Below are 24927 nucleotides of genomic sequence, written 5' to 3'. Positions count from 1 at the left end.
CAAAAATGACCGAACTCTGGCGCCTTACCGCATCCGACCTCGCCGCGCGCATCCGAAGGCGCGAGATTTCCGCGCGCGAGGCAGCCGCCGCCGCGCTCGCCCGGCTTGACGCGGCGAACCCGGCGATCAACGCCGTGATCGACCATCGCCCGGAGCAGGTGCTGGCCGCCGCGGCCGGGATCGACGCGGCGCTCGCCCGTGGCGACGATCCCGGCCCGCTTGCCGGCGTTCCCGTCACGGTGAAGGTGAATATCGACCAGAAAGGCTTCGCCACCACCAACGGAATCCGTCTGCAGAAAGACCTGGTCGCGCAGCGCAGCAGCCCGGTCGTCGACAATCTCGAACGCGCGGGGGCGGTCATCATCGGCCGCACCAATACCCCCGCCTTCTCGATGCGCTGGTTCACGACCAACCTGCTGCACGGCGATACGCGCAATCCGCACGACCCGGCGCTGACGCCCGGCGGCTCGTCCGGCGGGGCGGCGGCGGCGGTCGCGAGCGGGATCGGCGCCTTCGCCCACGGCACCGACATTGCCGGCTCGATCCGCTATCCCGCCTATGCCTGCGGCCTGCATGGATTGCGGCCGAGCATTGGCCGTGTCCCGGCGTTCAACGCCTCGGGGCCCGAGCGCGGCATCGGGGCGCAGATCACCGCCGTCTCGGGCCCGATCGGGCGCAGCATGGCGGATCTGCGGCTGGCCCTCGCGGCGATGGCGCAGCCCGACGCCGATCCGGACGGGCCGCGCGACCCATGGTGGTGCCCCGCACCGCTCGACGGGCCGGATCTGCCGCGGCGGGCGGCACTCTGCCTGCGCCCAGGCGGGATGAAGGTGGTCCCCGAGGTCGAGGCGGCGCTGATCGCGGCGGGCCGCGCGCTGGAGAGTGCGGGCTGGACGGTCGAGACGATCGACGACCTGCCGCACATGCGCGAGGCGGTCGAGGTGCAGATCCAGCTCTGGCTCGGCGATGGTTTCGACACGCTGGCCGCGACCGTCGCGCAGGAGGGCGATCCGGGCGCGATGACGGTGATCGAGTCCTTCCGCGCGCAGGCGAAATCCTGGCCGGGCGACGTGGTCGCGCAGGCGCTGAAGCGTCGCGCCACCATCGCCCGCGCCTGGCGCCAGCTGCTCGCCCGCTTCCCCGTGCTGATGATGCCCACCTCCGGCGAACTGCCCTTCCGCGAGGGGCTCGACCTTGCCGGGCCGGACTCGTTCCGCCGTGTATGGGACGCGCAGGCGACGCAGATCGCGCTGCCCCTGGTCGGCCTGCCGGGGCTGAATGTCGCGACCGGGTTTGCCGGCCGCGCGCCGCTGGGCGTGCAACTCGTCGCAGCCCCCTTCCGCGAGGACGTGCTGCTCGCCGCCGGCACCGCGATCGCACGGGACGATGCGCCGGTCATGCCCATCGATCCGCGCAGCGCGGGCTGACCCTCCGGGCCGACCCGGCCAGCACCGGCCAGCGTTGCGCGAAACGCCGGGCGATATCCACATGGATCAAGGCGCAGACAGGCACCATCGAGCAGTCTTGCGCTAGAGCATCATCCGATCAGATGGACTCATCTGATCGGATAAAGATGCTCTAGTTATCAACAAGATAGAGCACGACATCCGATCCTGATGGATCGGAACGTGCTCTAGTGATCCTGTGGACGAAGGAGACTCGATCATGAACAGGCTGAAATGGATTGCGGCACTCGCCGGGCTCGCCGCCCTGCCGGGCCTCGCCTTCGCGCAGGCCGGGCCGGGGCCGAGAGGGTTCGGCTACGGGCCAGGCATGATGTGGTGGGATGACGGGTGGACGACGATGTTTCTCGGACCTTTTTTCATGATCCTCGCGCTCGCCGTGATCGTCATGGTCGCGGTGGCGGTGCTGCGCTCGGCCGGAACGTTCAGCCACGGGACAGCGCATCCGCCGCAGCGCACGGCGCTCGACATCCTAAAGGAGCGGTTCGCCCGCGGCGAGATGGACGCCGCCGAATTCGAATCGCGGCGCCGGCTGCTGAGCGAGTAGGGCGCTACATCCAACCAGATGACCCCATCTGATTGGATGATGCTATGGCCCCCGGCGCCGCCGGAGGGCCGCGCCGTTACAGGATGAAGCGGCCGAGATCGCCGCGGGCGGCGAGCGGGGCAACCTTGTCCTCGACGAGTGCTGCATCGACCGTCACCGTCTCGCCGGCGCGGTCGGTCGCGGCGAAGCTGATCTCCTCGAGCAGCCGCTCCAGCACCGTGGCCAGGCGCCGCGCGCCGATATTCTCAACCCGGTCGTTGATGTCGGCGGCGAGCGCTGCCACCGCCTCGATCGCATCGTCGGTGAAGTGCAGGTCGACATTCTCGGTCTTGAGCAGGGCGACATACTGCTTGAGCAGGGAATGTTCCGGCTCGGTCAGGATGCGGCGGAAATCCTCGCGCGAGAGCGAGGCGAGCTCGACGCGGATCGGCAGCCGCCCCTGCAGTTCCGGCAGCAGGTCCGACGGCTTGGCGACGTGGAAGGCGCCGGAGGCGATAAAGAGAATGTGATCGGTCTTCACAGGGCCGTATTTGGTCGAAACCGTGGTGCCCTCGATCAGCGGCAGCAGGTCGCGCTGCACACCCTCGCGCGAGACGTCGCCGCCGCGAAAGCCGCTCTCGGTACGCGCGCAGATCTTGTCGATCTCGTCGAGGAACACGATTCCGTGGGTCTCGGCATGCAGGCGGGCATCGGCGTTGAGCTGTTCGTTGTCGAGCAGGCGGTCGGCCTCCTCGCGCTCCAGCGCGGCGCGGGCGGCGGCGACGGTCATGCGCTTGCGGCCGTGCTGGCGGCCGAACATCGACTTCATCATGTCGCCAAGGTTGATCGCCCCGCCCGGCGGCATGCCCGGCATGTCCATCTGGCCGATCACGTTGGGCGGCGTCTCGCTGACATCGACGTCGATTTCCTTGTCCTCCAGCTCGCCGTCGCGCAGCATGCGGCGGAAGCGATTGCGCGTCTCCGACGAGGCGCCTTCGCCCACCAGCGCGGTGAGCAGCCGGTCCTCGGCGGCGAGTTCGGCGCGGGCCTGCACGCCCTTGCGGCTCATCTCGCGCAACATGGTGAGGGACACCTCGACGAGGTCGCGCACGATGCCCTCGACATCGCGGCCGACATAGCCCACCTCGGTGAATTTCGTCGCCTCGACCTTGATGAAGGGCGCCTGGGCGAGCTTCGCGAGGCGGCGGGCGATCTCGGTCTTGCCGCAGCCGGTCGGGCCGATCATCAGGATGTTCTTCGGCACCACCTCCTCGCGCAGCCCCTCGGGGAGCTGCTGGCGGCGCCAGCGGTTGCGCAGGGCGATGGCGACGGCGCGCTTCGCGTCCTGCTGGCCGATGATGAACCGGTCGAGCTCGGAGACGATTTCGCGCGGCGTGTAGGTCGGGCTGTCGATCACAGGATTTCCACCGTTACGTGATGGTTGGTGTAGACGCAGATGTCGCCGGCGATCTTCATCGCCCGCCGGGCGATCTCCTCGGCGGTCATGCCGTCCACCGAGATCAGCGCGCGCGCCGCGGCGAGGGCGTAATTGCCGCCGGAGCCGATGGCGATGATGCCGTCCTCGGGTTCCAGCACGTCGCCATTGCCGGTCAGGGTGAAGGCGTGGGTGCGGTCAGCCACCGCCATCATCGCCTCCAGCCGCCGGAGATACCGATCGGTCCGCCAGTCCTTGGCGAGTTCGACGCAGGCGCGCTCGAGCTGGTTGGGGAAGCGCTCCAGCTTCGCCTCCAGCCGTTCGAGCAGGGTGAAGGCGTCGGCCGTGGCGCCGGCGAACCCGGCCACGACATTGCCGTTGCCGATACGCCGCACCTTGCGCGCATTGCCCTTCACCACGGTGTTGCCGAGCGAGACCTGACCATCGCCGGCCATGGCCACCTGCCCGTCCCGCTGCACACAGAGAATGGTCGTGCCGTGCCAGCCGACCGGATCATGCGAGTTCATCATCCTCTCCAGATGGCACCGCGCGAACGGCCGGGCAAGGCGCCGAAGGTAGCAGGCCGCGCGCCCCGGTCCTCGTTTCATGCTGCAAGCGGTGGTGAAAGCCGCTATGCTGCCGCCGCGCTTCGGGGAGACCACGGGATGGACCGCCGGTTCGGCAGCAGGGCCTACCAGTATTTCGAGTTCATCGTCGTCCAGGCGGTGACGCTGCTGATGGCGATCGTGGTGACGGCAGCGCTCGTGCATCTCATCGTCAACATCGCGCACGACATCCTCGCCACCACCTTCGATCCCACCAACGCGGCGGTGTTCCAGTCGGTGTTCGGGGGGATCTTCACCGTCGTCATCGCGCTGGAATTCAAGCGCTCGATCCTGGTGACCAGCGAGCGCGACGAGGGGCCGGTGCGCGTGCGGGTGGTCATCCTGATCGGGATGCTCGCGATCGTCCGCAAGCTGATCATCATGGATCTCGCGCATGAGAACGCGCTGCAACTCCTCGCACTCTCGGTCGCGTTCCTGTCGCTCGGCATCGTCTACTGGCTGGTGCGCGACCAGGACCGACGGGAACAGCGGGACTGAGCGGCGCTGATCGGACCCGGCTTGCCAGGCTTCCGGACCCCGGCTTAGTGTGAGACATCCACATTTACCGATAAAAAACATGTCAGGGAGGATCACATGCAGGGCCGGACTGCGGCGACGATCGCCGCCCGCCTCGACCGCCTGCCGCCGTCGCGCGCGGTCTGGACCATCATCGTCCTGATCTCGCTGGGCGGCATTTTCGAGTTCTATGACCTGTTCTTCACCGGCTATGTCGCGCCCGGCATGGTCGGCGAGGGGCTGTTCAAGCCCGAATCGCTCGGCTTCCTCTCCGGGCTCAGCGTGCTGAAGGTCGCCGGCTTCGGCACCTTCGTGTTCGCCACCTTCGCCGGACTCTGGGTCGGCGCGCTGCTGTTCGGCCAGGTCGCCGACCGGTTCGGCCGCCGCGCGGTCTTCACCGGCGCGCTGCTGTGGTACATGGTCTGCACAGCGATCATGGCGTTCCAGACCAGTGGCCTCGCGCTCGATGCCTGGCGCTTCATCGCCGGCATCGGCATCGGCGTCGAGCTCGTCACCATCGATACCTTCATCTCCGAGATCATTCCCCGCCGCGAGCGCGGCAAGGCTTTCGCGGTCAACCAGTTCATCACCTTCCTCGTGGTGCCGCTGATCGCGTTCCTGGCCTATGCGATGAAGGGCAGCAAACCGTTCGGGCTGGACTACTGGCGGGTGTTGATCCTGATCGGCTCGGTCGGCGCGGTAGTGGTGTTTGCCTTGCAGCGGGGCATTCCCGAGAGCCCGCGCTGGCTCGCCCGCCACGGGCGGATGGCGGAGGCGGAGGCGATCGTCGCCGATCTCGAGCGGCGGGTGGCCGCCGAAACCGGCCAGCCCCTGCCGCCGCCGCAGCCCGCCGCACCGGAAGAGAGCGGCGCGGGGTCGATCATGGAGATTTTCGGTGCCGAATATCTGCGGCGGACCATCATCCTGTCGGTCTTCAACATGGCGCAGGTGATCGGCTTCTACGGCTTCGCCGCCTGGGTGCCGACGCTGCTGATCCATCGCGGCATCACCGTCACCCACAGCCTCGAATATGCCTTCATCATCGCCATCGCCAATCCGTTCGGCCCGCTGCTCGGCACCGTCTTTGCCGACCGGATCGAGCGCAAGACGCAGATCATCGGCGCGCTCGTCATCATGGCGGTGGTGATCGGCCTGTTCGCGCAGAGCTCGGCGCCGCCGGTGCTGATCGCCCTCGGCGTGCTGTTCACGCTGGCCTCGAACGTGATGTCCTTCGCCTATCACGGCTACCAGCCGGAGCTGTACCCCACCCGGATCCGCGCCCGCGCGGTCGGTTTCGTGTATTCGTGGAGCCGGCTGGCGGCAGCCTTCGCCGGCCTCGCGATCGGCGTGCTGCTCGCCCGGTATGGCGTACCGGGCGTGGCGGTATTCATCGGCATCGCCATGCTGGTGGGCATCGCGATGATCGGGCTCGGCCCCTCGACCAGGGGGCTCGCGCTCGAACAGATCAACCACTGAGCGAAGTTTCGCCGGCCGGCTGATTGGCGGGCCGGCGAAATTGGGCTAGGCCAGCCCCCATGAGCCGAACCGCAAGCATCACGCGCACCACATCCGAAACCTCGATCGAGCTGATGCTCGACCTCGATGGCGCCGGCAATACCGACATCGCCACCGGAATCGGGTTCTTCGATCACATGCTGACCGCGCTCGGCCGGCACGCCATGCTCGACCTGATCGTCCGCGCCGAGGGCGACCTGCATATCGATGCCCATCATACGATCGAGGATGTCGGCATCGTGCTCGGCCAGGCGCTCCGCGAGGCGCTGGGCGACAAGCGCGGCATCACCCGCTTCGGCTTTGCCGCGACTCCGATGGACGAGGCGCTGTGCGAGGCCGCGATCGATCTTTCCGGGCGCGGGTTCCTGGTGTTCGACGTGCCGTTCGAGCGGCAGACGATCGGCGACATGGACACCCAGCTCGTGCAGGAATTCTTCCAGGCGCTGACCGCCAATGCCGGCTTCGCGCTGCATCTGACCCGCCGCGCCGGGCACAACGCGCATCACGTGGCCGAGGCCGCGTTCAAGGCCGCGGCGCGGGCGCTGCGCATGGCGGTCGAGCCTGATCCGCGCGCGGCCGGCGCAATTCCCTCGACCAAGGGGGTGCTGTGAGGATTGCGGTCATCGATTACGGCAGCGGCAATCTCGCCTCGGCGGCGCGCGGGCTTGAGCTCGCCGCCTCCCGGCTCGGGCTCGACGCGACCGTCTCGATCACCGACGATGCCGAATTCGTCGCCGGTGCCGACCGCATCGTATTGCCCGGACAGGGCGCCTTCGCCGATTGCGCGCACGGGCTCGCCGCCCGCCCCGGGCTCGCCGCCGCGATGCATCGCCGGGTCGAGGCCGGGGCGCCGTTCCTTGGCATCTGTGTCGGCATGCAGCTGATGGCCGAACGCGGGCTCGAACACGAAATCACGCCCGGCTTCGGCTGGATCAGCGGCGATATCGCACAGATTCGCGCCGATGGCCTGAGGCTGCCCCACATGGGCTGGAACGAGCTGGCCTTCACCCTAGGCGCGCATCCGTTGCTGGAGGGGCTGGTGCCGGGCGATCATGCCTATTTCGTGCATTCCTACGCCCTGCACACGGACGACCGCAGCGCGGTGATCGCCACCACCTCGTACGGTGAAGAAATCGTGGCAATGGTTGCAACCGGGAACCGGGCGGGTACACAATTCCACGTTGAGAAAAGCCAGGAGGTCGGCCTGACGATCCTGGGGAATTTCCTGCGCTGGACACCATGATGACCCGATCCGACCTCTGCGACCTGCCGCCACCTTCAAGCATGCAGGTGGACCGCCTGACCGCGCTCGCCGATGACGACATGCAGACCTTGTGCGAGGCGGCCGATGCGGCAATCATCGATGGCGGCGGGTTCGGCTGGCTGCGCCCGCCGGGTCGCGCGGCACTCGAACAATATTTCCGCGGGGTGGTGATGGTGCCGGAGCGGGAGCTGTTCGTCGGCCGGATGGATGGCGTGATCTATGGCGCCGCCCAGCTCGTCCGCCCGCCGCGCAACAACGAGGCGCAGGCTTTCGGCGCGACGCTCGCGCATAATTTCGTCGCCCCCTACGCGCGCGGCCACGGCCTCGCCCGGCTGATCGTCCAGCGGGTCGAGGACCGCGCACGCGCCCTCGGCTATCAGGTGCTCAACCTCGATGTCCGCGAGACCCAGACCGCCGCCATCGCGCTCTACGAGGCGGTCGGCTTCATCCGCTGGGGCACCCACCCAGCCTATGCCCGCACTGACGGGCAGACGATCGGCGGGCATTTCTACTACAAGATGTTGCAGGCGTCCTGACATGGCTTTGACCCTCTACCCGGCGATCGACCTCAAGGATGGCGCCTGCGTGCGGCTGCGCCGCGGCGAGATGGATCAGGCGACGGTCTATGCCGAGGCCCCTTCCGCTCAGGCCCGCGCCTTCGAGGTTGCCGGATTCGTGGCACTGCACGTGGTCGACCTGAACGGTGCCTTCGCCGGCCGGCCGGTGAATGGCGAGGCGGTGCGCGCGATACTCGCCGCGGTGTCGATGCCGGTCCAACTCGGCGGCGGCATTCGCGACATGGCGGGCATCGCCGCCTGGATCGAGCTTGGCATCTCGCGCGTCATTCTCGGCAGTGCCGCGGTAAAGAACCCTGCCCTGGTGCGCGAGGCGGCCGCCGCCTTTCCGGGGCGGATCGTCGTCGGCATCGACGCACGGGATGGCATGGTCGCAACCGAAGGCTGGGCCGAAACCTCGGCACTGCCGGCGACCGAAATGGCGATGCGGCTGCAGGATGCCGGCATCGCCGCCATCATCCACACCGATATCGCGCGCGATGGGATGCTCCAGGGCCTCAATCTCGACGCCACCGAGGCCCTCGCCGCCGCCATCGCCATTCCGGTGATCGCCTCGGGCGGTGTGGCCGGCATCGAGGATATCCGCAACCTGCGCGCCGCCGCCGCACGCACGCCGAACCTTGCCGGCACGATCATCGGCCGCGCCCTCTACGATGGCCGGATCGACCCGCGGGAAGCGCTGGCGGAGGCCGCCGCATGCTGAAGCTGCGAGTCATTCCCTGCCTCGACGTCAAGGACGGGCGCGTGGTCAAGGGGGTGAACTTCGTCTCGCTGCGCGATGCCGGCGACCCGGTGGAGCAGGCCGTGGTCTATGATCGCGCGGGCGCCGACGAACTCACCTTTCTCGACATCACTGCGAGCCACGAGAACCGCGACACGATCATCGACGTGGTCGGCCGCACCGCAGCCAGAGTGTTCCTGCCGCTGACCGTCGGCGGCGGCATCCGCAGCACGGATGACATGCGCCGCCTGCTGCTGGCCGGTGCGGACAAGTGCAGCATCAATTCGGCCGCCATTTCCCGCCCCGATTTCATCAACGAGGCGGCGCGGAAATTCGGCAGCCAGTGCGTTGTCGTCGCGGTCGATGCACGGCGCGGCGGCGAGGGCTGGGAGGTGTTCACCCATGGCGGGCGGCGCGGCACCGGGATCGACGCGGTGGGCTGGTGCGCCGAGATGGCCGCGCGCGGGGCGGGCGAGATCCTGCTGACCTCGATGGACCGCGACGGCACGGGTCTCGGCTTCGATCTCGACCTGCTGCGCGCCGTGACCACGCGGGTCAATATCCCCGTGATCGCCTCGGGCGGCGTCGGCACGCTCGCGCATTTCGTCGAGGGTGCGGCGGCGGGTGCGACCGGCCTGCTCGCCGCCAGCGTGTTCCATTTCGGCCAGTTCACCATCGCCGAGGTGAAGGCCGCTCTTGCCGCCGCCGGCCTGCCGGTTCGCCCGGTCGACCCGCGCTAGAGGTTCCCATGCCCAAGAAACCCGTGAAATCCACCCTGCCCGACACCAAGGCGAAGAAGGCCGACGGCAAGACCGCCGCCAAGCCAAAGGCCAAGCCAAAGGCCAAGCCGAAGGCCAAGCCCGGGGCACGCGCGGTCGCGACCCATCCGCCGGTGCCGCCGCTGAACCCAGCCGCCCCCAACGCGCAGGTTCTCGACCGGTTGTGGTCCACGATTATCGCCCGCAAATCGGCCGATCCGCTGGTCAGCCATTCGGCCCGGCTGCTGTCGCGCGGGATCAACAAGGTGGCGCAGAAATTCGGCGAGGAATCGGTCGAGTGCCTGATCGAGGCCGTCTCCGGCAACCGTGCGGCGCTGATCGCCGAGAGCGCGGACGTGCTGTATCACCTGCTGGTGATGTGGGTGGCGGCGGGGCTGCGGCCGGAGGATGTCTGGCTGGAACTCCAGCGCCGGGAAGGCATTTCCGGGATCGCTGAAAAAGCGTCCCGCCCGATGCTGCTGTCGATCGCGGAAACAAGGAAAATTCCATGAAACCAGGTGTGAGCGGCAAACCGCCCTATGACGAGCAGAACGTCTTCGCCAGGATCCTGCGCGGCGAGATCCCCTGCCGCAAGGTGTTCGAGACCGAATTCGCCCTCGCCTTTCACGACATCAACCCCCAGGCGCCGCAGCATGTGCTGGTGATCCCGAAGGGGAAATACGTCTCCTTCGCCGATTTCTCGGCCGCCGCCAGCGATGCCGAGATCGCCGGCTTCGTGCGCGCGGTGGGCGAGGTTGCGCGGCAGATCGGCGCGGAAGAGACCGGCTACCGGCTGCTCGCCAATATGGGGCCGGACAGCCATCAGGAAGTGCCGCATCTGCACGTGCATGTCTTTGCCGGCCGTCCTCTGGGGCCGATGCTCGTCCGCTGAGCCGATGCTGATCGCGGCGGACCGCCTGTTCCGCGACGGGGCGATCACCGGCCCCGGCGCACTCGTGATCGAGAACGGGCGGATCACGGCAGTGCTCGATTACGATCCGGCGAACCCGGATCTGCGGCTCGAAGGCGGCATCCTCGCCCCCGGCCTGATCGACCTGCACAATAACGGCGCCTTCGGCATCGATTGTGCCGAGGCGGACACCGACGGGTTCCGCCATCTCTGCCGGGCCCTCGCCGCCCGCGGCGTCACCAGTTTTGCGCCAACCGTCATCACTGCGCCGTTCGCCGCCCTGCACGGTGCTGCGCGGCGCCTGCGCGCGGCGATGGCGGCGATGGCGGGCGAGACGGTCGCGCGGATGCCGGGCCTGCATCTCGAAGGCCCGTTCCTCGCACCAGACCGGCGCGGCGCCCATCGCGCGGAGTGGCTGCGCGATCCGACCGGCGCAGCGCTGGACGAGCTTCTGGCCGACCCCGATCTCGCCGCCACGCTGAAGCTCGTCACCCTCGCGCCGGAGCGGCCGGGCGGGCTTGCGGCAGTGCGGCGGCTGACGGGCGCCGGCGTGGCGGTCGCGCTGGGCCATAGCGACGCCGACGCGGCAGACGCGCAGGCCGCGATCGAGGCCGGCGCCCGGCTGGTGACGCATGTGTTCACCGCGATGCGGCCGTTTCATCATCGCGATCCGGGGCTGATCGGCGTCGCCCTCGCCGATCCGCGGGTGCATGCGTGTTTCATTGCCGATGGCGTGCATGCGGATGCGCTGGCGCTGCGCTTCGGCTTCGCCGCCGCAGGGGCGCGGGCAGTGGCGGTGACCGATTCGGTCAGCCTCGCCGGCCTGCCCGAGGGCAGCATGACACGCTTCGGCGGCGATTCCGCGCAGGCGCGGGACGGCGCCGCACGGCGGCCGGACGGATCGCTCACCGGTGCGACGATCACGCTCGATGAAGGGCTGCGCCGCCTGATCGGCGCCGGCATCGCGCCTGCTTCCGCGCTGTCCGCGGTGACCGAAGCCCCCGCCGCAGCCCTCGGCCTGACCGATCGGGGACGGCTCGCCGCCGGGTGCCTGGCCGATCTCGTCTGGTTCGACGATCGATTCGAGATCCGCAATGCCTGGATCGGCGGCACGGCGCTGCATCCCCTGCCCGTCCCGGCGCGCCACGCCCCCGCCATGCCGGCGACGGAGACGATCCGCCGCGATATCGACGAGCTCGACCGCGCGGACAGCGCCACGATCATGGGCGCGTTGCTGGATCAGGAACAGGGAGCGGCGGCGGCGGTGAAACGCGCGATCCCCGCCCTCGCCCGCCTGGCGGAGGGCGTGACGGCGCGGCTCGAAGCCGGTGGGCGGCTGTTCTATGCCGGTGCCGGAACCTCCGGCCGCCTCGCGGTGCTCGATGCGGTGGAATGCGGGCCGACCTTCTCGCTGCCGGACGGGGTGATCATTCCCCTGATCGCCGGCGGCGGCGCGGCGGTAACCGGCGCGGTCGAGGGCGCCGAAGACGATGAGGATGCCGCCGCCGCCTTGCTCGATGAGCACAAGGCGGGCCCGGCGGATGGTCTCGTCGGCATCGCCGCCTCCGGGCGGACGCCGTTCACCCTCGGCGCGCTGCGCGCCGCCGCCGCGCGCGGCCTGCTGACCGGGGCGATCGTCAATGCCGATGGTCCGCTCGCCGCTTCGGCCGACATCGCGGTGGTGATCGCGACGGGTGCCGAAGTGCTCGCCGGCTCGACCCGGCTTTCGGCCGGCACCAGCCAGAAACTCGCGCTCAACGCGCTCTCTACCACGGTGATGATGCGTCTCGGCAAGACGTTCGGCCCCTATATGGTCGATCTCCGCGCCACCAACGCGAAGCTGCGCGCCCGCGCCATCCGCATCGTCGCCGCGATTGCCGGCGCGCCCGAGGCCGATGCGAAAGATGCACTCGAAACAAGCGGTTACGAAGTAAAAACAGCCATCGTCATGCTGGTGTTGCGAATCGGCACGACCGAGGCACGGCTGAGGCTCGGCAAGGCGGGCGGACGATTGCGCGCCGCTCTGGAAAGGGCATAGTCCCTCCCGCACCGGCCTGCTCCCGGCCGGAAATGGAGGAACTCATGAGCCAAACGGCAGAGCAAGGCTTCGAAAGCGTCTTCACGCTCGAAGCCACCCAGTTGAAATACGGTATCGGCGCGGCTGACGAGCTCGGCTGGGAGGCGAAGCGCCTTGGCCTTCGCCATGTCATCCTCGTCACCGACCCGATGCTGCACCAGTTCGGCCTGATCGAGCGGATCGAGGGAATCCTCGCTGCCGCCGGCATCACCTTCGACCGGTTCGAGGACATCCATGTCGAGCCGACGATCGACAGTTTCGCCCGCGCCGCCGCCTTCGCGGAGGCGCATCCCTGCGACGGGTTCATCGCCCTTGGCGGCGGCTCGACGATCGATACCGCGAAAGTCGCCAATCTGATCAGCACCCATGGCGGGGCGGTGATCGACTATGTGAACCCGCCGATCGGCGGCGGCCGGAAGCCGCCCGGACCGCTGCGGCCGCTGATCGCGCTGCCCACCACCTCCGGCTCCGGGTCGGAGGCGACCACAGTCGCCGTGCTCGACATCCCCGAACTCAAGGTCAAGAGCGGCATCTCGCACCGCTACATGCGGCCGACGCTCGCGATGGTCGACCCCTCCCTCGCGCGGACGACACCCGCCGGCGTCACCGCCTCGGCCGGGCTCGATGTCATCTGCCACGCGGTCGAGAGCTATATCTCGAAACCGTTCAACCAGCGGCCGAAACCAGCTTCGCCGGATGATCGCCCGCCCTATCAGGGCTCCAACCCGGTGGCCGATATCTGGTCGCTGCAGGCAATCGAGTTCGGCGGGAAATATCTCGCCCGCGCCGTGGCCGATGGCGAGGATTACGAGGCGCGCGGGACGATGATGCTCGGCGCCACCATGGCCGGCATCGGCTTCGGCACCGCCGGCGTGCATATCCCCCATGCCTGCGCCTATCCGATCGCGGGGCTCAAGCACGTCTATCACGCGCCAGGCTATTCGCGGAACCACGCCTTCGTGCCGCACGGGTTTTCGGTGATCGTCACCTCGCCGGCTGCTTTCCGCTACACCTATGATGCGGCGCCCGAGAAGCACATCCGCGCCGCCAGCCTGCTGCGCGGCCACGCTATCGAAAACCCCGGCCCGGACTCGCTGCCCGCGGCACTGATCGAGCTGATGAAGGAAGTGGGCGCGCCCTCGGGCATCGCCGAACTCGGCTACACCGAGGCCGATATTCCCGCGATCATCGACGGCGCACTGAAGCAGCAGCGCCTGCTCGCCGGGTCACCCAAGCCGGTGGATGCCGTCATTCTGGAGACGATACTCCGCCAGTCGATGCGCAACTGGTAAACGTCAATAACGAAAGGGCAAGGAAAATGTCAGACATCAGGCTCTACATGTTCAGCTGCGGCACGCTGAAGACCGTGACCGCCTCGATCAAGATGAACCAGGGCAACGATCCCTACGAAATCCCGGTGCCGTGGTTCCTGATCACCCATCCAAAGGGCAATATCGTGATCGATGGCGGCAATGCCGCCGAGGTCGCCGAGGACATGCGGGCGCATTGGGGGGCGGTCTGCGATGTCTACCTGCCGGTGATGTCGCGCGAGGAGGCGTGCCTGCCGCAGTTGCAGAAGCTCGGCATCGATCCGGCCAGCGTGCGCTACGTGCTGCAATCGCACCTGCATCTCGACCATACCGGGGCGATCGGCCGGTTTCCGAACGCGACCCATCTCGTGCAGCGGACGGAATACGAATATGCCTACACGCCGGATTGGTTCGCCGCCGGCGGCTATATCCGCAAGGATTTCGACAAGCCCGGCCTGAAATGGCAGTTCCTCAATGGTACCGCCGATGATTTCTACGATCTCTATGGCGATGGGGTGATCCGCACCGTCTTCACCCCCGGCCACGCGCCGGGGCATCAATCGTTCCTCGTCACCCTGCCGAAGGCGGGACCGATGCTGCTGACGGTGGATGCCGCCTATACGACCGATCACTGGGATGAGAAGGCGCTGCCGGGCTTCCTTGCCAGCACGGTGGATACCGTGCGCTCGGTGCAGAAGCTGCGCACGCTCGCGGAGAAGACCGGTGCGACGGTGGTGACCGGTCACGACCCGATCGCCTGGCCGAGCTTCAAGCACGCGCCTGGATATTACGACTGACTCTGGCCCGTTGCTGAAACGATAAACCCGCCCGGAGACGATCCGGGCGGGTTTTTTCTTGGTTATCGATAACGTGCGATCAGAACTGCACGCCGCGGGTCAGCGCGCCGTCGACCACGAGGTTGGTGCCGGTGACGAAGCTCGCCGCGGGGCTGGCAAGGAACACCACGCCGCGCGCCACCTCGTCCGGCCGGCCCATGCGCCCGGTCGGGTTGAGGGCGAGCGCCTCCTTGTAGAGCGCGGGATTGCCGTGCTCGATCTTTTCCCATACGCCGCCGGGAAAGTAGGTATTGCCCGGCGAGAGCGCGTTGACGCGGATGCCCTTGCCGGCCAGCTGGAACGACAGACCCTTGGCGTAGTGGATCAGTGCCGCCTTGAACACGCCATAGGGGCCGGCGGCGAAATCCACCTCGCGGCCCGACACCGAGGAAATCACGACGATCGATGCCGCGCCGGATTTTTCAAGGAACGGCATCGCCGCGTTCACCGCGGTGACCGTGCCCATCATGTCGGTCTCGAATTCCGCCCGCCAGGAGGCCTCGTCCTGCCCGATCGACAGCGCCGAGACATTGGCGACGACGATGTCGATCCCGCCAAACTCGGCGCCGACATCGGCAATCCAGGTCGCCAGCGCCGCATGGTCCGAAACGTCCACGGCGCGGCCGGTGACGCGCACGCCCGCCCGGCGCAGCTCCGCCACCGCGCTCTCGACTTCCTGCGCGTTGCGCGCGCAGATTGCGACATCGGTGCCTTCCTGCGCCAGCAGCTCGGCCACCGAGCGACCAATCCCCTTGGTGCCGCCGGTGATGACGGCGCGTTTGCCTTTAAGTCCCAGATCCATGTCAGCCTGTCTCCCCATCGATGTATTTCTTCAGGATACCGGCGCCGACCGTGTAGTTCGGGTCGACGAAATTGCCGAGCCGCACCCGGCCGCACTGGCTCAGCATCATGTAGGCGTCCCACCGGTCGAACCCGTATTCCGCCTCGAGCCAGAGGACGAGATCGCGATAGGCGATGCGCGTCGCGTCCTCCAGCGGCCGGGCCGAGCCGATCGCCATGATGAAATCTTCCCGCTCCAGCCGCGGCCATTCGAGCGCCCAGTTCTTGATCAGGTCGACCCGGATGGTGGTTTCCGAAGCGTATTCGACCGCCGTGCCGCACACTTCGCCATCGCCCTGGCAGGCATGGGCGTCGCCGATGAACAGCCGCGCGCCCGGTGAGCGCACCGGCAGGTAGGTGATGCTGCCCGGCCCCATGTCCGGCAGGTCCATGTTGCCGCCATGCGCACCGGGCGTCAGCGAGTTGATGCTGTCGATCTCCGGCGAGGTGGAGAGGGTGCCGATATGCGGGGCATAAGGCAGCACGACGCGCGCGCTCCAGCGCACTTCCTTCTCGTTGACCGGCACCTTGCGGGTGATTTCCGGCAGCGGCGGGTTGAGCGTCGCGGTCAGCGCGGTGCCGGTGAGCGCGCCGAATTGCGGGATCATGCAGCAGGTGCCGTGCGGATCCTCGCCGCGCGGGCGCATCCGCTCGATATGGACCGCGATCGCATCGCCGGGTTCCGCGCCCTCGATCATGATCGGCCCGTTCTGCGGATTGACGAAGGGCATGCGCAGGCGACGGCTCGGCTTGTCGCGCTCGGTGCGAATCGCGCCCTCGAAGGCGTCGCGGGTCTCGACCACGATGCGGTCGCCCGGCTCGATTGTCAGCACCGGTTCGGAATAGGGGCCGATCGTGTAGTGATACTGGCCCTGCATCTCCTCGGTGAGCTTGTGGACCCGCGGCTTGCGGGCCCAGCCGACGCCGCGCCGTGCCACGATCGAGCTTGCAATCCAGTTCGTCGCCTTCGCCATCATTCCCCTCCATCACCGCGCGACCGCATGGCCCGGCGGGCGCGTGTGCCGTCGTGTCTCAGGCCGGATGATGCGGCCTTCGGGCGCCCCGCGCAATTGCATCCCGCCCCCGGAACCCCACATCCGCCGTCATATCCGTGCCGTCACGAAACAATTTGTCGAAGGAGAAACCGATGGACCTCGCCCTGAGCGGAAAACGCGTGCTGGTGACCGGCGGCTCGAAGGGAATCGGCTTCGCCTGCGCCGCGGCGTTCATCGCCGAGGGGGCGGAGGTCGCGATCTGCTCGCGCCAGCAAGCCAATCTCGATGCGGCGAAGGCGACGTTGCGGGTGGGCGCGGCCTTCGCCACCGATCTGAGCGATCCTGGCCAGGCGGGCGACATGGTGGCGGCGGCCGAGGCCGAACTCGGCCCGATCGACATTCTCGTCAACAGCGCCGGCGCGGCGCGGCGCACCCCGCCCGACGAGCTGACGCCTGCCCATTGGCGGGCTGCGATGGATGCCAAATATTTCAGCTATATCAACGTGATAGATCCGCTGGTCAAGCTGATGGCTGCGCGCGGGCGCGGGGTGATCGTCAATGTGATCGGCAATGGCGGCAAGATCGCCTCGCCGGTGCATCTGGCCGGCGGGGCGGCGAACGCGGCGCTGATGTTGGCGACTGCAGGCCTCGCCACCGCCTATGCGAAACAGGGGGTGCGGGTCGTCGGCCTCAATCCGGGCCTGACCGAGACCGGGCGCGTCGCCGAGGGGCTTGCCTCGGATGCGCGGCTCGCCGGCATCAGCATCGACGAGGCGCGGGCCCGCGGCATTGCCCGCATCCCGCTCGGCCGGATGGCAACGCCGGAGGAGATCGCCAATACGGTGCTGTTTCTCGCCTCGCCCCGCGCGAGCTACGTGACGGGCGTCAACATCACGATGGACGGTGCGGGCACCGCCTGCGTCGTTTGACCACGAAAGGATGGATGACATGACAGACCAGGCCGGGCCGCGTTATCGCCGCGCCTTGATCGTTGGCGCAGGCAGCGGGCTGAGCGCCGCCCTCGCCCGCCGTTTCACCGCCCAGGGGATGAGCGTAGCACTCGCCGCGCGCAATCCCGACAAGCTAGCAGGACTCTGCACCGACATCGGCGCGCAATCCTTCGCCTGCGATGCCGCCGACGCGGCTTCGGTCGCAGCGTTGTTCGAGCGGGTAAATGCCAGCAGCGGCGCGCCGGATGTGGTGGTCTACAACGCCTCGGGACGGGTGCGCGGCCCGGTCGCCTCGCTCGATCCCGAGGCGGTTGCGCGCGCCCTCGCGGTTTCGGCTTTCGGGGGATTTCTCGTCGGCCAGCAAGCGGCGCGGAGAATGCTTGGGACTGGACACGGCGCCATCCTGTTCACCGGCGCCTCGGCCAGCGTGAAGGGCTATGCCGAATCCTCGGCCTTCGCGATGGGCAAGTTCGCCCTGCGTGGCCTTGCCCAGAGCATGGCGCGGGAACTCGCGCCGAAGGGCATCCATATCGCGCATTTCGTCATCGATGGCGGCATCCGCTCCGCCAGCCGCCCGGTGCCGGCGGACGCGCCGGACAGCCTGCTTGACCCGGAGGCCATCGCCGAGACCTATCTCCATGTCCTGCACCAGGCCCGCAGCGCCTGGACCTGGGAGATCGAACTCAGGCCGTGGGTCGAGCGGTTCTGACCGGCAGCCGCGCCCGGCGATTGCGCGCGAAGGTGGTTTGACGCATGGTTCGCGCACAAAGAATCCAAAGAATGGGAGCCGTCCATGCTGGGTCTGATGCAGCACCATGAACTGATGATCTCGGACTTTCTGGTCCACGCCGCACGGCATCATCCGCGGGCAGAAATCGTCTCCCGCCTCGCCGGCGGCATTCATCGCCAGACCTGGGTGGATACGGCGCGGCGGGCCCGCCAGCTCGCCCGCGCGCTCGGCCGGCTCGGTGTGCGGCCGGGGGATCGCGTCGCCACCCTCGCCTGGAACAACCACCGCCATGTCGAGCTCTATTTCGCGATTTCCGGCTCGGGCGCCGTGGTCAACACCGTCAATCCGCGCCTCGCACCCGACGATATCGCCTATATCCTCGAACACGCCGAGGATGGCGTGCTGTTTGCCGAGGCCGATTTCGCATCCCTCGTCGAGCAGGTCGCCGGCAAACTGCCGCAGGGCCTGCTCCGCCAGGTGGTGTTTCTCTGCGACGCGGCGGAGTTGCCCGGCATCGCCCTGCCCGCCGGGATTGCGATCACCGATTACGAAAGCCTGATCGGCGCCGAGACCGACGACTACGACTGGCCCCGGTTTGACGAGCGGACCGCCAGCGGTCTGTGCTACACCTCGGGCACAACGGGGCGGCCGAAGGGCGTTCTCTATACCCATCGCTCCACCGTGCTGAAGGCGATGGCGGTAAACGCGGCGGATGCGATCGGCCTCAAGGCGAGCGACCGGTTGATGCCGGTGGTGCCGATGTTTCATGTCAATGCCTGGTCCCTGCCCTACGCCGCCGCTGCCGCCGGCACCACTCTCGTGATGCCCGGCCGCTTTCTGGACGGGCAGAGCCTCTATGAGCTGATCGAGGCCGAACGCGTGACCTATGCCTCCGGCGTGCCGACGGTCTGGCTCGGCGTGCTCGCCCATGCGCAGAAGACCGGCGCGCGCTTCACCACACTCGAACGCATGGCCGTCGGCGGCTCGGCCTGCCCGGAGGCGCTGTTCGATGCTTATGACGCGCTGGGCGTGACCATCGTCCATGCCTGGGGGATGACCGAGAGCAGCCCGATCGCCACGGTGGCGACCCCGGTGCCCGGCGTTGACGCCGCGACCGCGCGGCGGCAGCGGCTGAGCCAGGGGCGGGTGCTGTTCGGGATCGACCTGCGGGCGCGGCGCGGTGCGGAGGAAGTGCCCTGGGACGGCGAGACCGCCGGCGATATCGAGCTGCGCGGCCACTGGGTGACCACCGGCTATTACCGGATGCCGAAGGGCACGACCGAGGATGGCTGGTTTCCAACCGGCGATGTCGGCATGGTCGATCCCGACGGGTTCGTGATTCTGACCGATCGCAGCAAGGATCTGATCAAGTCCGGCGGCGAGTGGATCAGCTCGATCGATATCGAGAACATCGCGGTCAGCCATCCGGCGGTCGCCGAGGCGGCGGCGATCGCGGCGAAACACCCGAAATGGGATGAACGGCCGGTGGTGATCGTCTCGCTCAAGCCGGGGGCGCAGGCCAGCCGCGAGGAGCTGCTCGCAGTCTATGAGGGCAAGGTCGCCCGCTGGGCGGTGCCTGACGACGTGATCTTCGTCGACGAGCTGCCGCATGGCGCGACCGGCAAGCTGCTCAAGACGGAGCTGCGCGCGCGCTACGCCAATTACCTGATCGGCAAGGCGGACAGCCCGAAGGGTTAGAGCATCATCCGATCAGATGTGATGGAGCCCTGTCCCATCCATCAGGATCGGACAGGACTTCATGCGGCGCCACCCTCAGCCGCACAACCGGCGCAGCCCGCGCGCGGCGACCAGCAGCGCTGCGAGATCGGGCATCAGGGCGGCCTCGTGCGCGAGCGTGATGGCGCCTTCGGCGGCATTGCCGAGGGCGAAGCGCAGGGCCGCCGGATCGCCGCCGCCCTCCAGCGCGGCCTCGACCAGCGCGCCCTGGATCTCGTTCAGCTCGTCCGCCAGCGCGCCGACCGCCCGTGTCGTCCAGCCGCTGCCGGCCGGAACGCCGGCAAGCGCCGCGCGCAACGGGTTGAGCATGAAAACCTCGCCCGCGTCGGACCAGATCATGTGCACCATCTGCGGTGCGCGACCGTGCCGGGCCGCGAGGCGAACCACGATCGGCGCCACCATCAGCTCCGGCAGGGCAACGGCGAAGGCGGCGAGCGGTTGCGGCACGCCATGTGCCACAAGGGCGCGCACGTCGTCCGAATCCGCGAGCCGCGCACAGGACGCGGCGGCGAGTTCGGCAAGGCCGGACCGCAGCGCCTCGACCTCCTCGCCGATCGCGCGCAGCTTTGGCCCGGCCAGCAGGGTGCGCGCTGCCGCTTCCTGCAGGCGACGCAACGCAAGGAGCAACGCCAGGCGCTGCGCCGCCGGCACCGCCATGCCCAGCGCCTCGACCTCGCGGAAACGGTCCGGCAGGTCGAACGCGGCGGCGGCGACCAGCGCTGCCTCCGCAATCGCAGGCGGCTCATGCCCGGATTCGAGGGTGATTCGCCCGAAGGACGCGGCCCCCATCCGGTTGATCAGCTCGTTGGTCACCGCCGTGCCGATCAGCGCGCGGCGCAGCCGGTGCCCGTCGATCTCGGTGCGAAACCGCTCGCGCAGCGTGTGCGGAAAATAACCGGCGAGCAGGTGGCCGAGGGCTGGATCGTCGACCAGCGTCGAGGCGTCGATCGCGGCGCCGACATGCAGCTTGGCATGCGCCATCAGCGTGCAGAGTTCGGGACGGGTCAGCGGCTGGCCGGCGGCCGCGCGCGCCGCCATCGCCACCGCATCCGGCAGGCCGGCCACCGCGCGGTCGAGCACCCCGGCCGCCTCCAACTGGCTCATCAGCGCGTTCTGTGCCGGCAGATCGGCCGCACCGCCGAGTGCATCGAGCGAGATCGCCTGCGATTGCTGGTGATTGTCGCGCAACACGAGCGCGGCCACCTCGTCGGTCATCGAGCCGAGCAGATCGACCCTCTGATGCGCCGTGAGCCGGCCCGCCTCCATCGCGCTCGCCAGCAGGATCTTGATGTTGACCTCATGGTCGGAGGTCGAGACGCCGGCGGAATTGTCGAGCGCGTCGGTGTTCAGCCGCACGCCGGCCTGCGCCGCCTCGATCCGTCCCGCCTGGGTGACGCCGAGATTGGCCCCCTCGCCGATCACCCGCGCGCGGATCTGCCGGCCATCGACGCGGATCGCATCGTTCGCACGATCGCCGGCATCGGCCTGGCTTTCGGTCCCCGCCTTCACATAGGTGCCGATCCCGCCGAAATAGAGCAGGTCGACCCGCATGGTCAGGATCGCGCGCATGACCCGCTCGGGCTCGTGCGCGCCGGCATCGAGGCCGAGCATCGCCGCCGCCTGCGCGCTCAGCTCGACGGTCTTGGCGTGGCGCGGAAACACCCCGCCGCCGGCGCTGATCAGTGCCGCGTCGTAATCGGCCCAGGATGAACGCTTCAGCCCGAACAGCCGCCTCCGTTCCGCGTGACTTTTCGCCGGGTCGGGATCGGGGTCGAGGAAGATGTGGCGATGGTCGAAAGCGGCCAGCAGCCTGGTATGGGGGCTGACCAGCAGCCCGTTGCCGAACACGTCGCCCGACATGTCGCCGACGCCGGCGCAGGTGAAATCCTCGCTCTGGATATCGTGGCCGAGCTCGTCAAAATGCCGGGCGATATTCACCCAGGCGCCGCGCGCGGTGATGCCCATCGCCTTGTGGTCGTAGCCGACCGAGCCGCCGGAGGCGAAGGCGTCGCCCAGCCAGAAGCCGCGGGCGACCGCGATCTCGTTGGCAATGTCGCTGAAGGTCGCGGTGCCCTTGTCGGCGGCGACGACGAGATAGGGATCGTCGCCATCGCGCCGGACGATCCGCGGCGGTGTGGTCACGGCGCCGCCTTCGAGATTGTCCGTCACGTCGAGCATCGCGTTGATCAGCAGCCGGTAGCAGGCGATGCCCTCGGCCATGAACGCCTCGCGATCGGCATTGGCATCGCCGCTCGGCGCCGGCGGGCGCTTGAGCACGAAGCCGCCCTTGGCGCCGACCGGCACGATGACGACGTTCTTGACCATCTGCGCTTTCATCAGGCTCAGGATCTCGGTGCGGAAATCGTCCCGCCGGTCGGACCAGCGAATGCCGCCACGCGCGATCATGCCGCCACGGAGATGGCACCCCTCCATCCGCGCGCCATGCACGAAGATCTCGAACATCGGCCGTGGCAGCGGCATGTCGCCGGCGCGCGCGCTGTCGATCTTGAGGGCGATCACGGGGGTCGCTTCATCGTGGAAATTGGTCCGCAGCACCGCGTCCAGCAGCCGGCGGTAGCGGCGGAGAATGCGGTCCTCCTCGGGATTCGCGACCGCATCGAGCAGGTCGCTCCAGCGCGACTCCAGCGCCGCCTCGGCCTCCTGCGCGCGGGCCCGTTCGGGGTCGAAGCGGAGATGGAACAGCTCGACCAGCAGCCGCGTCGCCGCAGGGTTGGCGGCGAGCGCCGCCTCCACCGCGTTCTGGCTGAACGGTGCCCGCACCTGGCGGCACCATTTGAACATCGCGCGCAACAGCCAGACCTCGCGCCAGTCGAGCCCGGCGCGGAGGACCAGGCGGTTGAAGCCGTCGACCTCGGCGCGCTGGTCGGCTTCCGCCTCGATCGCGTCCAGCACCGCGCCAGCCCGTCCGGCAAGGTCGAAGACGGCGCCATCCGCCGTCTCCAGCGTGAGGCGCTGGAGCATCACCGCGCCGTCACGCGCCGCGAGGCGATACGGCACCTCCTCGATCACCCGCAGGCCGAGGCTTTCGATCAGCGGCACGATGTCGGACAGCGCCACCGCCTCGCCGGCGCGGAAGAGCTTGAGCACCACGCGGTCCTCCGCCATGCCGAAGGGCCTGGCGAGGGCGAGGCGAAAGCGGCCGGACGCACGCGCCGCGGCGGCGGCCTCGATATCCCGCACGGCGACATGGGCGGGGGTCGAGGCGGCATATTCCGGCGGGAAGGCATCGCCCCAGCCGGCCAGCGTCGCCGCCGCCGTCATGTCGCCCTGCTCGCCGGCCAGCGCATCGGCCAGCCTTTCGCGGAAGCTGCGGGCTGCCTCCTTCATCGCCGCCTCCAGTGCGGCCACATCCAGCGCCCGCGCCCGCTGCGGGTCAGCGGCGATGATGAAGTTCACCCGTGCCAGCGGCCCATCACCCATCGCGGTCGCATAGCCGGCGAGCTCGCCGCCCACGGCGCGGTTGATCATCTCCGCGAGGGCGAGGCGCAGCGCCGTGTCGAACCGGTCACGCGGGACGAACACGATGGCCGAGACATGGCGCCCGAATGGATCGCGCCGGAGGAACAGCGCGAGTTCCGGCCGCACCTGCAGCTCCATCACCCGCATCGCCGCGGCGAGGATGTCTTCCGGCGGTCCCTGAAAGAGATCGTCGCGCGGCCAGGTGTCGAGAATGTGCCGCAGCGTCCGGCCGTCATGCCCGGAGAGGCCGACGCCCGAATCCTGCATGATCCGCTCCACCTTCTCGCGCAGCATCGGAATGCTGCGAGGGTTGCGGTTGTAGGAATCGGGCGCGAACAGGCCGGCGAACAGGGTGAGACCGACCGGCCGACCCTGCGCGTCGCAGCGCTTCACCACGACGACATCATAGAGCTGGGACCTCTGCACGCGGCTGCGGATGTCGGCCTTGGCGACGGCGACGCGGCCAAACCGGTCGAGCGCCTCCTCCGCCACCGCCTGCCACGACCCATCATCGCGCAGGATGTCGAACAGCGCGACCTCTTGCCCGCGCAGCACGCCAAGCCCCCCGGCGGCGGGGATGAGGGCGAGGTCCGGCCCGAAGCCGATCTGCCGCACGCCGAGCAGGATGAAATTGTCATCGGCGATCCAGCCCAGCAGGTCGCGCTCCGGCCCTTCGGCCAGTTCGGCGAGTTGCGCGGCGAGCTGTTGGCTCATCACGGCAGCATCGGCCACGGCGGCTTCGGCATCCTCCATCGCGCGGCCGATCTCGCTGCCGATCGTCTCGAGCCGGGCCGGATCGGTCTCGGGGCCGAACGCGACCTGGATCATCGATTCCGCAGCGCCGGCACCGATGCGCCGCAGCGCCCCGGCCTCGTCGCGCTCGACCGCGAGCACCGGATGCACCAGCGCATGCACGGGCAGATCGAAACGTTGCAGCACCGCAAGGGCGGATTCGACGAGAAACGGCCGGTCGTCGTTGATCAGCTCCAGCACGGCGTTCGCATGGCCCCAGCCCTCGCCGCCGCCGCGCGGGTTGAAGACCCGCAGCCGGCTTTCGCCCGGCCGGCGTTCCCGGGCAAAGGACCAGAGCGACAGCGCTGCCGCCGCAACCTCCTCCGCCGGCCGCGCCGCGAGATCCGCCGTCGCGATCCCCGCCGCGTAATGATCGAGGAAGATGCAGGCCGCCTCCGCCTGCGGCCCGTGCAGGCCGCGCCGGATGGCAGCGGCGACGCCACCGAGAAGCGCCTCGCGCCCAGGCCCCTGCCGCGCGCCCACGAGACCGTCCTTGCCGCCCGACACGCCGTCCGCGGGGCTCATGACCGACCCTCGCCGCAATCACGAGCGCGATCCCGCGCACGATCCCGAGAGGGGGCCGGAATGACGCACGGAATTCGCCTTGCGCCGGACATCGCCGCCGCCTCTCCGACACTGGTCGCTGGCTCGAGCATGACGCGCTTCCCTTCGTCCGCCGTGTCGGCGAACTGTCCAACCGGGCCGGAAGCTTGTCAATTCACGTCTCCCGCAGCTGGCCTCTCGCCCCGCACGTCCGGTTTGATCCGGCTCAAGGCGGGCGGAGCCGGGAGGGCTAGGTTCTGTACCTATTGCCATGACTACGGGGCGTCTGATTCAAGTCTGTTCGGAGGACTTGGAACATGGCGGAACTTTTCTGGCTGAACGACACGCA

General features: G+C 68.6%; 22 protein-coding genes. 17 read left to right on the top strand and 5 right to left on the bottom strand.

Annotation, left to right across the window (positions count from 1 at the left end; translation table 11 throughout):
• Window positions 1-5: 5 nt before the first annotated feature.
• Complete coding sequence (locus B7Z76_RS04350; protein ID WP_291342380.1) at window positions 6-1427, top strand: amidase family protein; 1422 nt, start codon at window positions 6-8, stop codon at window positions 1425-1427.
• A 238-nt stretch (window positions 1428-1665) separates the two neighbouring features.
• On the top strand, window positions 1666-2010 hold the full coding sequence (locus tag B7Z76_RS04345; RefSeq protein ID WP_291342378.1) for an SHOCT domain-containing protein: 345 nt from the start codon (window positions 1666-1668) through the stop codon (window positions 2008-2010).
• Between the two features lie 76 nt (window positions 2011-2086).
• Here B7Z76_RS04345 and hslU read toward each other — a convergent pair whose 3' ends face one another.
• Together hslU and hslV are read right to left on the bottom strand one after the other, a co-directional pair.
• Window positions 2087-3403 carry an ATP-dependent protease ATPase subunit HslU gene (hslU, locus tag B7Z76_RS04340; RefSeq protein WP_174504749.1) on the bottom strand — a complete coding sequence of 439 codons (1317 nt, stop codon included), beginning with the start codon at window positions 3401-3403 and terminating at the stop codon, window positions 2087-2089.
• Window positions 3403-3954: an ATP-dependent protease subunit HslV gene (gene hslV, locus B7Z76_RS04335; protein WP_408736364.1), complete on the bottom strand. Its 552-nt coding sequence runs from the start codon at window positions 3952-3954 to the stop codon at window positions 3403-3405. Before hslV ends, hslU begins: the two co-directional genes overlap by 1 nt.
• Before the next feature lie 135 nt (window positions 3955-4089).
• On the opposite strand from hslV, the gene B7Z76_RS04330 reads away from it, so the two are divergent.
• From B7Z76_RS04330 to attM, 12 genes are all read left to right on the top strand, one after another.
• Window positions 4090-4527 carry a phosphate-starvation-inducible PsiE family protein gene (locus tag B7Z76_RS04330; RefSeq protein WP_174502560.1) on the top strand — a complete coding sequence of 146 codons (438 nt, stop codon included), beginning with the start codon at window positions 4090-4092 and terminating at the stop codon, window positions 4525-4527.
• Between the two features lie 96 nt (window positions 4528-4623).
• On the top strand, window positions 4624-6021 hold the full coding sequence (locus B7Z76_RS04325; protein WP_174502561.1) for an MFS transporter: 1398 nt from the start codon (window positions 4624-4626) through the stop codon (window positions 6019-6021).
• Between the two features lie 59 nt (window positions 6022-6080).
• A complete protein-coding gene (gene hisB, locus B7Z76_RS04320) occupies window positions 6081-6671 on the top strand; it encodes an imidazoleglycerol-phosphate dehydratase HisB (RefSeq protein WP_174502562.1) in 591 nt (196 codons plus the stop codon).
• On the top strand, window positions 6668-7303 hold the full coding sequence (gene hisH / locus B7Z76_RS04315; protein ID WP_291342375.1) for an imidazole glycerol phosphate synthase subunit HisH: 636 nt from the start codon (window positions 6668-6670) through the stop codon (window positions 7301-7303). Before hisB ends, hisH begins: the two co-directional genes overlap by 4 nt.
• Complete coding sequence (locus tag B7Z76_RS04310; protein WP_174502564.1) at window positions 7300-7860, top strand: GNAT family N-acetyltransferase; 561 nt, start codon at window positions 7300-7302, stop codon at window positions 7858-7860. Before hisH ends, B7Z76_RS04310 begins: the two co-directional genes overlap by 4 nt.
• Window position 7861: 1 nt before the next feature.
• Entirely contained in the window at window positions 7862-8602 is a 741-nt protein-coding gene (hisA, locus tag B7Z76_RS04305; RefSeq protein WP_291342373.1) for a 1-(5-phosphoribosyl)-5-[(5-phosphoribosylamino)methylideneamino]imidazole-4-carboxamide isomerase, read from the top strand.
• Window positions 8596-9360: an imidazole glycerol phosphate synthase subunit HisF gene (gene hisF / locus B7Z76_RS04300; protein WP_174502566.1), complete on the top strand. Its 765-nt coding sequence runs from the start codon at window positions 8596-8598 to the stop codon at window positions 9358-9360. Before hisA ends, hisF begins: the two co-directional genes overlap by 7 nt.
• A gap of 8 nt (window positions 9361-9368) precedes the next feature.
• The gene (locus tag B7Z76_RS04295) at window positions 9369-9890 is read left to right on the top strand and encodes a phosphoribosyl-ATP diphosphatase (protein ID WP_291342371.1); all 522 of its coding nucleotides are present in this window, start codon (window positions 9369-9371) and stop codon (window positions 9888-9890) included.
• On the top strand, window positions 9887-10270 hold the full coding sequence (locus B7Z76_RS04290) for an HIT domain-containing protein (RefSeq protein ID WP_291342369.1): 384 nt from the start codon (window positions 9887-9889) through the stop codon (window positions 10268-10270). Before B7Z76_RS04295 ends, B7Z76_RS04290 begins: the two co-directional genes overlap by 4 nt.
• Window positions 10271-10274: 4 nt before the next feature.
• Complete coding sequence (gene nagA, locus B7Z76_RS04285) at window positions 10275-12326, top strand: N-acetylglucosamine-6-phosphate deacetylase (RefSeq protein WP_291342367.1); 2052 nt, start codon at window positions 10275-10277, stop codon at window positions 12324-12326.
• A 44-nt stretch (window positions 12327-12370) separates the two neighbouring features.
• Entirely contained in the window at window positions 12371-13657 is a 1287-nt protein-coding gene (locus tag B7Z76_RS04280) for a hydroxyacid-oxoacid transhydrogenase (RefSeq protein ID WP_236656225.1), read from the top strand.
• 26 nt (window positions 13658-13683) lie between these two features.
• Window positions 13684-14472 (top strand): N-acyl homoserine lactonase AttM, encoded by a 789-nt coding sequence (gene attM, locus B7Z76_RS04275; protein WP_291342365.1) that lies wholly within the window; start codon window positions 13684-13686, stop codon window positions 14470-14472.
• Between the two features lie 79 nt (window positions 14473-14551).
• On the opposite strand, the gene B7Z76_RS04270 is transcribed toward attM, so the two are convergent.
• Together B7Z76_RS04270 and B7Z76_RS04265 are read right to left on the bottom strand one after the other, a co-directional pair.
• Window positions 14552-15313, bottom strand: coding sequence for an SDR family NAD(P)-dependent oxidoreductase (locus B7Z76_RS04270; protein ID WP_174502572.1), 762 nt, complete (start codon window positions 15311-15313; stop codon window positions 14552-14554).
• Between the two features lies 1 nt (window position 15314).
• Complete coding sequence (locus B7Z76_RS04265; protein ID WP_174502573.1) at window positions 15315-16325, bottom strand: acetamidase/formamidase family protein; 1011 nt, start codon at window positions 16323-16325, stop codon at window positions 15315-15317.
• Between the two features lie 173 nt (window positions 16326-16498).
• Between B7Z76_RS04265 and B7Z76_RS04260 the strand changes: the two genes are divergently transcribed.
• The 3 genes from B7Z76_RS04260 (at window position 16499) to B7Z76_RS04250 (ending at window position 19724) form a co-directional block, all read left to right on the top strand.
• Window positions 16499-17275, top strand: coding sequence for an SDR family oxidoreductase (locus B7Z76_RS04260; RefSeq protein WP_174502574.1), 777 nt, complete (start codon window positions 16499-16501; stop codon window positions 17273-17275).
• 19 nt (window positions 17276-17294) lie between these two features.
• On the top strand, window positions 17295-18005 hold the full coding sequence (locus B7Z76_RS04255) for an SDR family NAD(P)-dependent oxidoreductase (RefSeq protein WP_291342362.1): 711 nt from the start codon (window positions 17295-17297) through the stop codon (window positions 18003-18005).
• Between the two features lie 84 nt (window positions 18006-18089).
• Window positions 18090-19724 carry a long-chain-fatty-acid--CoA ligase gene (locus B7Z76_RS04250; protein ID WP_291342360.1) on the top strand — a complete coding sequence of 545 codons (1635 nt, stop codon included), beginning with the start codon at window positions 18090-18092 and terminating at the stop codon, window positions 19722-19724.
• A gap of 75 nt (window positions 19725-19799) precedes the next feature.
• Here B7Z76_RS04250 and B7Z76_RS04245 read toward each other — a convergent pair whose 3' ends face one another.
• On the bottom strand, window positions 19800-24560 hold the full coding sequence (locus B7Z76_RS04245; protein WP_291342358.1) for an NAD-glutamate dehydrogenase domain-containing protein: 4761 nt from the start codon (window positions 24558-24560) through the stop codon (window positions 19800-19802).
• Window positions 24561-24927 lie beyond the last annotated feature (367 nt).

It is taken from the genome of Acidiphilium sp. 20-67-58 (assembly GCF_002255515.1).
Taxonomy (GTDB): domain Bacteria; phylum Pseudomonadota; class Alphaproteobacteria; order Acetobacterales; family Acetobacteraceae; genus Acidiphilium.
Note: the sequence above shows the minus strand (reverse complement) of the source record. Positions and strands in the feature narration are given on the sequence as shown.